Origin of the sequence: Tepidimonas sp. (assembly GCF_036824975.1) — a bacterium.
Classification (GTDB): domain Bacteria; phylum Pseudomonadota; class Gammaproteobacteria; order Burkholderiales; family Burkholderiaceae_C; genus Tepidimonas.
The window spans coordinates 1-13,245 of record NZ_DAISZC010000018.1; the positions used below are offsets into that span (position 1 = coordinate 1).

General features: G+C 69.5%; 10 protein-coding genes. 6 read left to right on the plus strand and 4 right to left on the minus strand.

The window, feature by feature from the left end; translation table 11 throughout:
* On the minus strand, positions 1-1,986 hold a 1,986-nt coding region (locus V7Z54_RS03600), incomplete at its 3' end, for a RelA/SpoT family protein (protein ID WP_443082420.1).
* On the minus strand, positions 1,983-2,951 hold the full coding sequence (locus V7Z54_RS03605) for an alpha/beta fold hydrolase (RefSeq protein ID WP_334134414.1): 969 nt from the start codon (positions 2,949-2,951) through the stop codon (positions 1,983-1,985). The genes V7Z54_RS03600 and V7Z54_RS03605, both read right to left, overlap by 4 nt.
* A gap of 87 nt (positions 2,952-3,038) precedes the next feature.
* On the opposite strand from V7Z54_RS03605, the gene V7Z54_RS03610 reads away from it, so the two are divergent.
* The gene (locus V7Z54_RS03610; protein WP_334134415.1) at positions 3,039-3,809 is read left to right on the plus strand and encodes a 3-hydroxybutyrate dehydrogenase; all 771 of its coding nucleotides are present in this window, start codon (positions 3,039-3,041) and stop codon (positions 3,807-3,809) included.
* 43 nt (positions 3,810-3,852) lie between these two features.
* Here the strand turns inward: V7Z54_RS03610 and V7Z54_RS03615 are convergent, their stop codons facing one another.
* Positions 3,853-4,476 carry an SIMPL domain-containing protein gene (locus V7Z54_RS03615; protein WP_334134417.1) on the minus strand — a complete coding sequence of 208 codons (624 nt, stop codon included), beginning with the start codon at positions 4,474-4,476 and terminating at the stop codon, positions 3,853-3,855.
* Positions 4,477-4,710: 234 nt separating this feature from the next.
* Between V7Z54_RS03615 and ompR the strand changes: the two genes are divergently transcribed.
* Entirely contained in the window at positions 4,711-5,430 is a 720-nt protein-coding gene (gene ompR / locus V7Z54_RS03620; RefSeq protein ID WP_334134419.1) for an osmolarity response regulator transcription factor OmpR, read from the plus strand.
* A gap of 13 nt (positions 5,431-5,443) precedes the next feature.
* Complete coding sequence (locus V7Z54_RS03625) at positions 5,444-6,745, plus strand: ATP-binding protein (RefSeq protein WP_334134420.1); 1,302 nt, start codon at positions 5,444-5,446, stop codon at positions 6,743-6,745.
* Positions 6,746-6,899: 154 nt separating this feature from the next.
* On the opposite strand, the gene ispD is transcribed toward V7Z54_RS03625, so the two are convergent.
* Positions 6,900-8,180 carry a 2-C-methyl-D-erythritol 4-phosphate cytidylyltransferase gene (ispD, locus tag V7Z54_RS03630; protein ID WP_334134422.1) on the minus strand — a complete coding sequence of 427 codons (1,281 nt, stop codon included), beginning with the start codon at positions 8,178-8,180 and terminating at the stop codon, positions 6,900-6,902.
* A gap of 29 nt (positions 8,181-8,209) precedes the next feature.
* Between ispD and mfd the strand changes: the two genes are divergently transcribed.
* From mfd to serB, 3 genes are all read left to right on the plus strand, one after another.
* Positions 8,210-11,704 carry a transcription-repair coupling factor gene (gene mfd, locus V7Z54_RS03635; protein WP_334134424.1) on the plus strand — a complete coding sequence of 1,165 codons (3,495 nt, stop codon included), beginning with the start codon at positions 8,210-8,212 and terminating at the stop codon, positions 11,702-11,704.
* Between the two features lie 14 nt (positions 11,705-11,718).
* The gene (locus tag V7Z54_RS03640; RefSeq protein ID WP_334134427.1) at positions 11,719-12,372 is read left to right on the plus strand and encodes a YitT family protein; all 654 of its coding nucleotides are present in this window, start codon (positions 11,719-11,721) and stop codon (positions 12,370-12,372) included.
* A gap of 149 nt (positions 12,373-12,521) precedes the next feature.
* On the plus strand, positions 12,522-13,238 hold the full coding sequence (serB, locus tag V7Z54_RS03645; protein ID WP_334134429.1) for a phosphoserine phosphatase SerB: 717 nt from the start codon (positions 12,522-12,524) through the stop codon (positions 13,236-13,238).
* Positions 13,239-13,245: the final 7 nt, after the last annotated feature.

The following is a 13,245-nucleotide window of genomic DNA, read 5'->3' on the forward strand; positions in this document are numbered from 1 at the left end:
GATGCCTGTCCCCGTCACGGCCCACTGCACCTCAATGACCCGCTCGGGCTGGCGCTGCGCCAGTGCCTGGAAGTCAGGGCAGTCGGTGCGATGCACGCTGACGCCCTTGCCGCGGGTGACAAAGCCGCGAATGTCGTCGGGCGGCGCGGGCTTGCAGCAGCGCGCCAGCGTGGTCATCAGCGCGCCCACCCCGACTACCAGCACGTCGCCCGCACGCGCGGTGGGCGCCGCGCGGGTCTTTTTCAGCACCAGTTGGTCGGGCGCAGCAGCCGGCTCGGCGGGCCGCAGGTGCTGTTCGATGTGACGCAGCGCCAGCGCCTCCTTGCCCACCGCCTCGAACAGGTCCTCCGGCGTCTCAAAGCCCAGCTCCAACGCCAGCTCCTCCAGTTTCAACGCCGTTTTGCCCTCACGCTGCAGCAGCCGCTCGACCTGCTCGCGCCCGCGCGCGATGTGGTCGGCGGCGGCCTGGGCATTGAACCACGCCCGCACCTTGCTTTTGGCGCGGTGGCTGACCAGATAGCCCGCCTCGGGGTTGAGCCAGTCGCGCGAGGGGCCGCCCTCCTTGGCGGCGATGATCTCCACCGTTTGCCCCGTGGCCAGCGGCGTATTCAAGGGCACCATTTGGCCATCGACACGCGCACCCCGGCAGCGGTGGCCCAGGTCGGTGTGCACCGCATAGGCAAAGTCCACCGGCGTGGCGCCCTTGGGCAGCTCGACGATGGCGGCCTGCGGCGTCAGCACGTAGATGCTGTCCTCGAACAGGCCATGCGACAGGCCACTGAGGTCGCGCTGCCAGGCCAACAGTTGGCGCAGCACCGCAATCTTGGCGTCGTAGGACGAGGCCGCACTGACGCCCGCATAGCCCTTGGTGCCCGCCTCTTTGTAGGCCCAGTGGGCGGCCACGCCATGCTCGGCGTGTTCGTGCATGGCGCGCGTGCGGATCTGGATTTCGAACGTGCGGCCCTGCTCGTCGCACACCACGGTGTGCAGCGATTGGTAGCCGTTGGGCTTGGGGCGGGCGATGTAGTCGTCGAACTCCTCGGGCACGGGCGTGAAGTGGTCGTGCACCCAGGCCAGCACGCGGTAGCACTCCTCCACCGTCTCGACGATGACGCGCAGCGCGCGCAGGTCGTGCACCTGGTCGAAGTCCAGCGCCTTGCCGCGCATTTTCTTGACGATGCTGTAGATGTGCTTGGGGCGCCCCTGTACCTGCACACACAGGCCCAGCGCGCGCAGCTCGCGCTCCAGGCGCTGTCGCACCTGCTCGACCACAGCCTCGCGCTCGATGCGCTTTTCATCCAGCAGCCGGGCGATGTGCTTGTAGGTGTCCGGCTCCAGAAAGCGAAAGGCCAGATCCTCCAGCTCCCACTTGAGCTGCCAGATGCCCAGCCGGTTGGCCAGCGGCGCAAACACCTGCAGCGACTCGGCCGCCAGCGCGGCATCCGGTTCGCGCTTGGCCGCCGCAAAGTAGCGCAGCGTCTGCAGGCGCGACGCCAGCCGCAGCAGCACCACGCGCAGATCGCGCGAAAACGCCAGCAGCATCTTGCGCACGTTTTCCGTCTGCGCGGCCGCCGACGGGTGGGCGTCGCCACTGCGCGCCGCAGCGCTGGCCGCCTGCGCACGCTGGCGGGCCTGCCGCTGCAGCTGCACCAGCTTGTTGGTCTCCAGCGCCACGTCGGCGTAGGAGTCCCCAAACGCCTTGGCAATCACTTCGCGTGGCCGAGCCAAAAACGGGCACCCGTAGACCAGATAGACGCACGCCTGCAGATCGGCGCTTGCGCCAATGGCACGCAGTATCTCGACCACGCCATCGGCGTGCGCCAACGCCGGCTCCCCGGTTTCCAGCACCTCGCCACTGAGCAGCGGCTCGGCAAAGGCGCGCGCCCGCAGCAGTGCGCGCTCATCGGCCGTGGGATTGGCCAGCGCTGCGGTGATGGCCGGGCTGGCCCCCGCCGCAGCGGTGTCGGGGATGGCGCGGGTAATCACGGTGCCAGCAGAAAATCGCACACCACCCGCACCTGCTCGGGCTGCACCAGCGTCGGCGCGTGGCCCACGCCGTCGAACTCCACCAGCCGCGCGCGTGGGCCGCGCTGCGTCATCGCCAGCGCGGTGGCAGGCGACAACAGGTCAGATTCGGCGCCACGCAGCAGCAGCGTCGGGCATGTGATCGCATCGTAGAGGGCCCACAGGCTGGCGCTGCCGGCCTCGGCGGCGGCGCGCCCGGCCTGCTCGGCTGCGGCCGCATCCGCGGCGCGCGTGGCCTCCAGCAGAGCGCGAAAGGGCACCGCGATCGCCGGGTCGTAGTGCAGCGTCCAACCGCCTTCGACCGGACGCAGCATCGGGCGCGTCAGCGCCAGCCACTGCTGGCGCGTGTGCGGGCCAAAGGTCTGGGAAATCGCCCACAGGGCATCGGCCGCAGCGTCCTCGTCGGGCCACACCGGCTGCTGCCCTACGTACCGGGCAATGCGCTGCAGCGACGCGGGCTCAATGACCGGGCCGACGTCGTTCAAAACCAGCCGCCGCAAGCCGATGGCGGGCTGCGCGGCCAGCGCCATGCCGATCAGCCCCCCCATGCTCGTGCCCACCCAGTCGATGCGCAGCGCGCGGGGCTCGGCGCTGCCGGTGGCCTGGGCGTGGCGCTGGCGCAGGTGCGCCAGCAGCGCCGCGGCATCGGCCGCATAGGTGGGTATCTGGTAGGCCATGGGGTCTTCCAGCCAGTCGCTGTGGCCCCGCCCCGCCACGTCCATGCACACCACCATGGCGTGCGGCGCCAGGGCCCGGGCCAGCACGTCAAAGTCGCGCGCCTGGCGCGTCAGGCCGTGCACGCAGACGACGATATGGCCCGGGTGCGCAGTGCCGGTGGCATTCCACTCCCACCACGCCACGCGGCGTGGCTGCCCGTGTTGGGCCCGAGGGCCGGGAACGGCCAGATGGTGCAGGGTCGGTTCCATGGAGCGCGTGTGTGACAGAATGTTCGCAGGTCGGCGCGCGGCGTGTCCGCGACCGAATGTGATGCTATCGGAAATGGAGCGCGGCTCATGCTGAAAGACAAGACGGCCCTCGTGACGGGATCGACCAGCGGCATTGGTCTGGGCATTGCGAAAGCCTTGGCGCGTCAGGGTGCCAATATCGTGCTCAACGGCTTCGGCGACGTTGATGGCGCCCGCCAGCAGATCGAGGCGCTGGGCGTGCCGGTGTTCTACCACGGCGCGGACATGAGCCATCCTGCCGAGATCGAGGACCTGATGCGCGCCGCTGCCGAGCGCTTCGGCCGCGTCGACATCCTGGTCAACAATGCCGGCATCCAGCACGTGGCGCCGGTTGAGGAGTTCCCGCCCGAGCGCTGGGACGCCATCATCGCCATCAACCTCTGCAGCGCCTTTCACACCATCCGGTTGGCGCTGCCGGCAATGAAGGCGGCCAACTGGGGGCGCATCATCAACGTGGCCTCGGTACACGGCCTGGTAGCTTCGGCCCAAAAGTCAGCCTACGTGGCGGCCAAGCACGGCCTGGTGGGACTGACCAAGGTGGTGGCGCTGGAGACCGCCACCACGGGGGTAACCTGCAACGCCATCTGCCCCGGGTGGGTGCTAACGCCGCTGGTGCAAAAGCAGGTGGACGCCAAGGCCGCGGCACTGGGCATCAGCAACGAGGAGGCCACCCGGCTGCTGCTGGCCGAAAAGCAGCCGTCGATGCAGTTCACCACGCCCGAGGAACTGGGTGAGCTGGCGGTATTTTTCTGTTCGCCCGCCGCCAACAATGTGCGCGGCGTGGCGTGGAACATGGACGGCGGCTGGACGGCGCAATAAGAGGGACCTCGCGGCCGGGGCGGCCGCGACACGGGGGCGCGCATCAGGGCCGGGCGGTCAGGCGGATCGAGCCGGAGACGGTCACCTCCAGCGTGGTCTGACCAGGCTCCACCGTCAGCACCGGGGCGGCCTCGGCCGCGGCCATGGCCTGTGCGCGCAGCAGGGGCCGTGGCGGCCCTCCGTCGGGAGAGGCGGCACTGACGTGCACCTCGCCCAGCGCGTAGCCGGCGTAGCCAAAGGCACGCGCCACCTCCAGTGCTTGCTGCCGGAAGGCGGCGATGGCCTGCTCGCGCAACGCGGCTTCGGCACGCGCGATGGTGTCACGGCTCAGCGACAGCTGCAGGCCCGTGATCACCAGCCCCGGCAGCTGGGCAGCGACGCTGGCCACCTGCCCCATGTCGCGCCCCTGCAGCAGCAGCTCGGCGCTGCCCTGCCAGCCGACGATCTGACCTTCGCGTCCGTAGCGTGGCTGCACCTGCACCCCGGCGCTGCTGGCTTCCAGCTGCCCAGGGCACTGCAGCGGCCGCACCTGCGCCAGGGCGCCATCGAGCACCCGCGCCAGCTGCGCCTGCACCGCCGCAGGGTCTGCCCCCTGCTGGCGCGCGGCCACCGTCACCGCCAGCCAGTCGTGCGGCACGCGCTGCTGCGCGCGCGCACTCAGGTGCACGACGCCGACTGCAGCCGCGTCAGACGATACGGTTTGCGCAAACGCTGCGCCAACTGGCAGCAGCAGAGTCCACAACCCGAGCGCCCATGCGACTCGCCATCGATATACCCATGCCTTGTCCATGACCATCGCCTCCCTGCCCATCGTCGGGCCGCAACGGGCGCGCGCAACGCCCGCGCGCGCAACCGGCAATGGTCTTAGCGTAACACGCCGCTTTGGTCTGACAATTGCGCCATGAATACGCGTCGCCCCCCGCGCCTGCTCGTCGTGGACGACGACCAGCGCATCCGTGAACTGCTCAACCGCTACCTGACGCAGGAAGGCTTCGACGTGCTGCTGGCCGACGACGGGCCGCGGCTGGATCGCCTGCTGCAGCGCGACCCCGTTGACCTGATCGTGCTGGACTGGATGCTGCCGGGTGAAGACGGGTTGTCGATTTGCCGCCGCCTGCGCGCCAGCGGCGACCTGACGCCGATCATCATGCTCACCGCCAAGGGCGAGGATGTGGACCGCATCGTCGGTCTGGAGGTGGGCGCCGACGACTACCTGCCCAAGCCGTTCAATCCGCGCGAGCTGCTGGCGCGCATCCACGCCGTGCTGCGCCGCCGACCTCCCCCGGAAGCGCCCGGGGCGGTGGCGGCTGACGGCGCAGTGGTGCGCTTTGGCCCGTACACCTTTGACGTCGGGCGTCGGCGGCTGCTGCGTGACGGCACCGAAGTGCCGCTGACCACCGGCGAGTTTGCGATGCTCAAGGCCCTCGTGCGCCACCCGCGCCAGCCGCTGTCGCGCGAACGGCTGGCGATATTGGCGCGCGGGCGCGAGTTCGAGCCGTTCGACCGCAGCCTGGACGTGCAGGTGTCGCGGCTGCGCAAGCTCATCGAACCCGATCCTGCCAATCCGCGCTATATCCAGACCGTGTGGGGGGTGGGCTATATGTTTGTCCCCGATGCCTGAGGCGCGTTCGCCCATGACGCTGTTTTGGCGCAATTTTCTGCTGCTGGCCGCGCTGCTGTCGCTGAGCGTGCTGACCTGGTTCCAGACCTTTCGCACGCTGGAGGAGGAGCCGCGCGCGCTGCAAAGCGCGCAGGCCTTGGCGTCGCTGGTCAACCTGACGCGGGTGGCGCTGGTCTACACCGACCCGATCGCGCGCATTGCCCTGGTCAAGACGCTGGCCGACGAGGAAAACGTCCGTATCGCGATGCGCGAACCCAGCGACGTGTACGTGCCGTTTGCCCCCAACACGACGGGACAGCGCATCGCCGCCGCGCTCATCGACCGTCTGGGTGGCGATACGGTGGTGGCGCGCGAAGTCAACGGCTTCGATGGTCTGTGGATTGGCTTTCGCATCGACAGCGACAGCTACTGGCTGCTGGCCGACCGCTCGCGCATCGAGCCGGTGCACGGCACCACGTGGTTCGTGTGGCTGGGACTGGCACTGCTGCTGTCGCTGCTGGGGGCGGTACTGATCACGCGTCTCATCAACCAACCGCTGCAGCGGCTGGCCCAGGCGGCACGGCGCATCGGTGCCGCCGACTTTGCCGGCCCGCCGCTGAACGAGGCGGTCAGCACGCGCGAGATCGCCGACGTCAATCACGCCTTCAACCGCATGGCCGAGGCGCTGGCGCGCACCGACGCCGACCGGCGGCTGCTGCTGGCGGGCATCTCGCACGACCTGCGCACACCGCTGGCGCGCCTGCGGCTGGAAATCGAGCTGGGGGTACCGGACGCCGCCACCCGCGAGCGCATGGCGTATGACGTCGAGCAGATCGATGCCATCATTGACCAGTTTCTGGCCTACGCACGCGACATCCGCGCACCCACGACCGCGGTGGCGCTGGCCGACGCGGTGGAGCGCGCCGCGCAACCGTATCGCACACGCAACGACCTGGCGCTGGAGGTGGACATCGCCGCGGACGTGGCGGTGATGGCCGAGCCCACGGCGCTGCAGCGCGTGCTGAGCAACCTGCTGGAAAACGCCGTGCGACACGGGCGCGGAGCCGATGGCCGCGCGCACGTGCAGGTGCACGCCACGCGCATTGCGGACGGCGTCGAGCTGCGCGTGCGCGACCACGGCCCGGGCGTGCCGGCCGAGGTGTTACCGCACCTGACGGCGCCGTTCTTTCGCGCGGAAAGTGCCCGTACCTCGCCTGGCGCGGGGCTCGGTCTGGCCATCGTGCGCCGTACTGTGGAACGCTGGGGCGGCGCCTGCCAGATCGACCACGCCCCCGGTGGCGGCCTGCAGGTGACGCTGCGCCTGCCTGCTGCTTGACAGGCAGTCATTACGCCGCCGCGGCGCATCGCCCCCGGCAGGGGTAGCGAACAGCCCCTCCTTGCTCCTTGCCCCGTGCCGTTTCCGACTGGCCCCAGGCCGGGCCGCGCGCGTACGCATCCGCACGGGTGGATTGCGCGGCCTGGCTAGCCGCTCAGGTGCCCACCGCAGACAGCAGCACCACCGCCCGGGCCTCGATCGAGAGTCCCTGCCCCACCGGTCCCAGCCGTTCCGCGGTCTTGGCCTTGACGTTGACCGCCTGCTGCGGCAGCCCGAGGGCGCGCGCGATGTTGGCCTGCATGGCGGCGCGGTAAGGTCCCAGGCGCGGTGCTTGTGCCACTACAGTGGCGTCCACGTTGACGGGTTGCCAGCCGCGCTCGCGCACCGCCTGTGCGGCCGCACGCAGCAGGACCTGAGAGTCCGCCCCGGCGTAGCGCGGGTCGTGGTCTGGAAACCAGGTGCCGATGTCGCCCAAACCGGCGGCGCCCAACAGCGCATCCGTGAGGGCATGCAGCAGCGCATCCGCGTCCGAGTGTCCCAGCAGACCACGCTCAAACGGGATGTCGACGCCGCCGAGCACCAGCCGCCGCCCCGGCACCAGGGCGTGCACGTCCCAGCCTTCGCCCACGCGCCAGGTCGGCGCTGCCGCAGCGCGCAACCAGGGTTCGGCCATGGCAAAGTCCTCCGCAAACGTGAGTTTGAGGTTGCGGGCGCTGCCGCGCACCACGCGCGGCTGCAGACCCAGCGCCTCCACCGCGCTGGCCTCGTCGGTGATGCCTACAAACCCCGTGGCCCGATGCGGCTGTAACGCCTGCCGCAGCAGCCCCAGCCGAAACATCTGCGGCGTCTGCGCCAGCCACTTGTCGCCGCGCTCCACCGTTGCCCGCACGCGGCTGTCGGCACCCACCCGCTTGAGGGTATCGGCCAGCGGCACCGCCAGCAGCCCGCCCACCGGATCGTCGATGCACGCCTCGATGAGGGCTTGAATGTCGGCGGGCCGCACCAGGCAGCGCGCCGCGTCGTGCACCAGCACCCAGTCCTGATCGCGCGCGCCCGCCTCGGCCAGCGCCGCCAGCCCGTTGAGGACGCTTTCGGCCCGCGTGGCGCCGCCCACACGACAGACCCGCACCCGTTGGCCATCCCCCACCGTGGTGTCATCGTCGGCCGCCAGCACCACCGCCACGCCCGCCAGCGCCGGCAGCGCGCCCAGCGCGGCCAGCGTGTGGTCGATGACGCGCCGCCCGGCGATGCGGTAATACTGCTTGCGAAAGCCAAGACCGGCGCGGCTGCCGCTGCCCGCAGCCGGCACCAGCGCGTAGTAGCGCACGGGGCCGGTCGCGTCGCGCGGCCAGGGCGTGTCAGCGCAGGCGGGCACAGCCGGCCCAAGGCTGGGGCCGTTCGTCGAGCCGTCGCGGTCGGGTGCAGCAGACATCATGGCGCCGGATTCTAGAATCTCGCCTTCCCATGGAACTGCCCCGTCTGACTCCCGGCAAGCGCTTTGCCACCCCATGCCCGCCGCGCGGCGCCGACGCCCTGGTGCTGGCGGCGCTGGCTGAACGCGACAAGGCCGCTGGCCGCCTGACAGCCATCGTCACCGCCGACGCGGCAGATGCGCAGCGCCTGCTCGAGGAACTGCCCCTCTTTGCGCCCGGGCTGCGCTGCGCGCTATTTCCGGACTGGGAAACGTTGCCCTACGATACCTTCTCGCCGCACCAGGACCTGATTTCTGAGCGGCTGGCCACACTGTGGCGCATCCAGCAGCGCAGCGCCGACGATGGCGCCGACGTGATCCTGATCCCGGCCAGCACGGCGCTGACGCGGCTGGCGCCGCCGTCGTTTTTGGCCGCCTACACGTTCTCGTTCCAGACCGGGCAGCGGTTGGACGCTGAGCGGCTGCGCGCGCAGCTGGCGCTGGCCGGCTACCAGCACGTCACCCAGGTGGTCAGCCCGGGCGAATATGCCGTGCGCGGTGGGCTCATCGACCTCTACCCGATGGGCTCGCCGGTGCCGTATCGGGTCGATCTGTTTGATGATGAGATCGACTCCATCCGCACCTTCGACCCCGACACGCAACGCAGCCTCTATCCCGTGCCCGCGGTGCGCCTGCTGCCTGGGCGTGAGTTTCCGCTTGACGACGCGGCGCGCGCGCGCTTTCGGGCGCGCTGGCGCGAGCTGCTGGAGGGCGACCCGACCAAGAGCCGCCTGTACAAGGACATCGGCGCCGGGGTGGTGCCGCCGGGCGTCGAATACTATCTGCCGCTGTTTTTCGACGAAACCGCTACGGTGTTCGACTACCTGGGCCCGCAGGCCACCGTGGTGCTGCACGGCGACGTGGAGGACGCCATGCAGCGCTTCTGGCAGGACACCCGCGAGCGCCATCGTCTGGCGCAGGGCGACCCGGAACGCCCGGTGCTGCCCCCGCACGCCCTGTTTCTGGACGCCGAGGGCTTTTACCGGCTGGCCAACGCCTACCCGCAATGGGCGCTGCGGCCCGTGGCACCGGCCCAGGCGTGGACGGCTTGGGCGGACGTCGTGGCCCCTCTGCCGGAGCTGACCGTGCAGCGTGCAGCCGAGGAGCCGCTGGCGCGGCTGCACGCCCATCTGGCCGCCACTGAGGCGCGCGTGCTGATCCTGGCCGACAGCGACGGCCGCCGGGAGAACCTACACGACTTTCTGCGCGCCAGCGGCATCCAGCCGGTGGGCGTCGGCGATCTGGCCGCGTTTCGCGCCAGCGATGCCCGCTTGGGCCTGACGGTGGCGCCGCTGTCGGCAGGCTTTGCCTGGCGCGAAGCGGGTATCGAGTTGGTCACCGAAACCGAACTGTTCGCCGCCGGCCCCACCGTGCGCCGCCGGCGCAAGCAGGAACAGGCCAGTGACGTTGAAGCGCTCATCAAAGACCTGAGCGAACTGCAGCCCGGTGACCCGGTGGTGCACGCCCAGCACGGCATTGGCCGCTACCGCGGACTGGTGAACCTGGACCTGGGCGAAAAAAACCCGGACGGCACCCCCGCGCTGCAGGAATTTCTGCACCTGGAGTACGCGCAGGGCGCAACGCTGTACGTGCCGGTGTCGCAGCTGCACCTCATCAGCCGCTACACCGGCGTCAGCGCTGACGAGGCACCCCTGCACCGCCTGGGCAGCGGCCAGTGGGACAAGGCCCGACGCAAGGCTGCCGAGCAGGTACGCGACACCGCCGCCGAACTGTTAGACGTTTACGCCCGCCGCGCCGCACGTCAGGGCCACGCCATGCGCTTCGATGCCAAGGCGTATGAAGCCTTCGCCAACGACTTCGGTTTCGAGGAAACGCCCGATCAGCGGGCTGCCATCCACGCCGTCATCCAGGATCTGATCAGCCCGCGTCCGATGGATCGGCTGGTCTGTGGCGACGTCGGCTTTGGCAAGACCGAGGTGGCGCTGCGAGCGGCCTTCGTGGCCGTCATGAGCGGCTACCAGGTGGCGCTGCTGGCGCCCACCACGCTGCTGGCCGAGCAGCACTACCAGACGCTGACCGACCGCTTTGCCAAGTGGCCGGTGCGCATCGCCGAGATGAGCCGCTTTCGCACGCCCAAGGAGATTGCCGCGGCGCTGAAAGGACTGCAGGAGGGCAGCATCGACATCGTCGTCGGCACGCACAAGCTGCTCAGCGAAAAAACGAAGTTCAAAAATCTCGGGCTGCTGATCATCGACGAGGAGCACCGCTTCGGCGTACGCCACAAGGAGGCCATCAAGGCGCTGCGCGCCGAGGTGGACGTGCTGACGCTTACCGCCACCCCGATCCCGCGCACGCTGGGCATGGCGCTGGAGGGGCTGCGCGATCTGTCGGTGATCGCCACCGCGCCGCAGCGGCGGCTGGCCATCAAGACCTTCCTGCGCGAGGAAAACGCCGGCGTCATCCGCGAGGCGGTACTGCGCGAACTCAAGCGCGGGGGCCAGGTGTACTTCCTGCACAACGAGGTCGAGACCATCGAAAACCGTCGCGCCCAGCTGGAGCAGCTGCTGCCTGAGGCGCGCATCGCCATCGCCCACGGCCAGATGCCCGAGCGCGAGCTGGAGCGCGTCATGCGCGACTTCGTGGCGCAGCGCTTCAACCTGCTGCTGTGCTCCACCATCATCGAAACCGGCATCGACGTGCCCACCGCCAACACCATCGTCATCAGCCGCGCCGACAAGTTTGGGCTGGCGCAGCTGCACCAGCTGCGCGGGCGCGTGGGCCGCAGCCACCACCAGGCCTACGCCTACCTGCTGGTGCCCGACATCGAGGGGCTGAGCAAGCAGGCCGCACAGCGGCTGGAGGCGATCCAGCAGATGGAGGAGCTCGGCAGCGGCTTCTATCTGGCGATGCACGACCTGGAGATCCGCGGCGCCGGCGAAGTGCTGGGCGAAGCGCAAAGCGGCAACATCACCGAAATCGGCTTTCAACTCTACAACGAGATGCTGGCCGAGGCGGTGCGCAGCCTGCGCGAAGGCAAAGAGCCCGACCTGCTGCGCCCGCTGCACGTCACCACCGAAATCAACCTGCACGCGCCTGCACTGCTGCCGCAGGACTACTGCGGCGACGTGCACCTGCGACTGAGCTTTTACAAGAAGTTGGCCAGCGCGCGCAGCGCTGAGCAGCTCGACGCCCTGGTGGAGGACATCGCCGACCGCTTCGGCAAGCTGCCGCCGCCGGCGCAGGTCCTCATCGAGGTGCACCGCCTGCGCGTGCTGGCCGAGCGCTACGGCGTGGCCAAGATCGACGCCGCGCCCAGCCATATCCTGATCGCCTTCCGGCCCAACCCGCCGATCGATCCCATGCGCATCATCGAGCTGATCCAGAAAAACCGCCACATCAAGCTGGCGGGCAATGACCGCTTGAAAATCGAGCGTGCGTTGCCTGAGCCACGTGATCGCGCCCAGCTCGTACGCGACGTGCTGCGCGCGCTGGGGCAGCCCCAGCCCGCCGCGGCCCCCACCGCCTGATGCCGACATCCCCCATGTCTGCGCTGCCTCATCCCCCCAACACGACCCCGCCCACCGCGGCGCCCACCTGGGGTGTCGCCCGCCACACGTGGCTCGACGACGCGCAGGCGCTGCTCACCGGAACGCTCATTGTCGCGCTGGGTCTGGTGCTGTTTCGCCACGCCGGGCTGGTGACCGGCGGCACCGTGGGGCTGGCGTTCCTGGTGCACTACGCCAGCGGCTTGTCCTTCGGGGCTTTGGTATTTGTCATCAACTTGCCGTTTTACGCGCTGGCTTGGGTGCGCATGGGACGCGCCTTCACGCTCAAAACCGTGCTGGCCGTAGCGCTGCTGGCTGCTTTCACCGAGGCCATGCCGCGCTGGATCGAGCTGCAGCACCTCGACCCGGTGTTCGCCGCAGCCGCCGGCGGACTGCTGGTGGGTGTGGGCTTCATCATCCTGTTTCGCCACCGCGCCAGCCTCGGCGGCTTCAACACCTTGGTGCTGTGGCTGCAGGAGCGCTTCGGCTGGCGTGCCGGTGTGGTGCAACTCGTCATCGATGGCAGCATCCTGCTGGCTTCGTGGCCCTTGCTGGATGCGCAGCGTCTGGTGCTGTCGGTGCTGGCCGCGGCGCTGATGAACATCACGCTGGCCATCAACCACCGCCCCGGACGATATGTGGCTTTTTGAAGCCATGCGCCGTGAGCCCAGGTTCGACTAAACTCTGCCACCGTCAGACCAATGCCGGGGCACTGCGCGTGACCACCGGCCACAAACCCGAAGCCCCCACCCAATCGTTAGCCATTAGGGGCCGGGAGCCACTACTCACCACTGACACCATGCACCCCCCCCGCGAAATTGCCCCGGGCCTACGGGTTCAAGGCATCGACCCGCCGCTGCGCCTGCGCGACTACCGGCTGATCGCGTTCGACATGGACTCCACGCTGATCAACATCGAGTGCGTGGACGAAATCGCCGACGCCGCCGGCCGCAAGGCCGAAGTCGCCGCCATCACCGAAGCGGCGATGCGCGGCGAAATCACCGACTACAAAGAAAGCCTGCGCCGACGCGTGGCGCTGCTCGAAGGGGTCTCGGTCGAACACCTGGAGCACGTCTACCGGCAGCGCCTCAAGCTCAACCCCGGCGCCGCCGAACTGGTGCTGGCGTGCAAGGGCGCGGGGCTGAAGGTGCTGCTGGTCAGCGGGGGCTTCACGTTCTTCACCGACCGGCTGCGCGATCGGCTGGCGCTAGACTTCGCGCGCAGCAACCGGCTGGAGATCGTCGACGGACGCCTGACGGGCCGCCTGCTCGACCAGAGCTGGGGCGACATCTGCGACGGCGCCGAAAAGCGTCGCACGCTGCTGCAGGCGTGCGACCTGATCGGCTGCGCACCCGAGCAGGCGATTGCGATGGGCGACGGCGCCAATGACCTGGAGATGATGGCCGCCGCCGGACTGTCGGTGGCCTACCGCGCCAAACCGCGGGTGCGCCAGCAGGCCCACATCGCCATCGACATGGGTGGGCTGGACCGGCTGCTTGACGTCGTGCAGCCCTGAGGGGCGC

Coding starts and splice junctions, on each gene's coding strand:
- V7Z54_RS03605 (WP_334134414.1), bottom strand. CDS start 2,951: ATGGAACCGACCCTGCACCATCTGGCCGTTCCCGGCCCTCGGGCCCAA.
- V7Z54_RS03610 (WP_334134415.1), top strand. CDS start 3,039: ATGCTGAAAGACAAGACGGCCCTCGTGACGGGATCGACCAGCGGCATT.
- ompR (WP_334134419.1), top strand. CDS start 4,711: ATGAATACGCGTCGCCCCCCGCGCCTGCTCGTCGTGGACGACGACCAG.
- V7Z54_RS03625 (WP_334134420.1), top strand. CDS start 5,444: ATGACGCTGTTTTGGCGCAATTTTCTGCTGCTGGCCGCGCTGCTGTCG.
- ispD (WP_334134422.1), bottom strand. CDS start 8,180: ATGATGTCTGCTGCACCCGACCGCGACGGCTCGACGAACGGCCCCAGC.
- mfd (WP_334134424.1), top strand. CDS start 8,210: ATGGAACTGCCCCGTCTGACTCCCGGCAAGCGCTTTGCCACCCCATGC.
- V7Z54_RS03640 (WP_334134427.1), top strand. CDS start 11,719: ATGTCTGCGCTGCCTCATCCCCCCAACACGACCCCGCCCACCGCGGCG.
- serB (WP_334134429.1), top strand. CDS start 12,522: ATGCACCCCCCCCGCGAAATTGCCCCGGGCCTACGGGTTCAAGGCATC.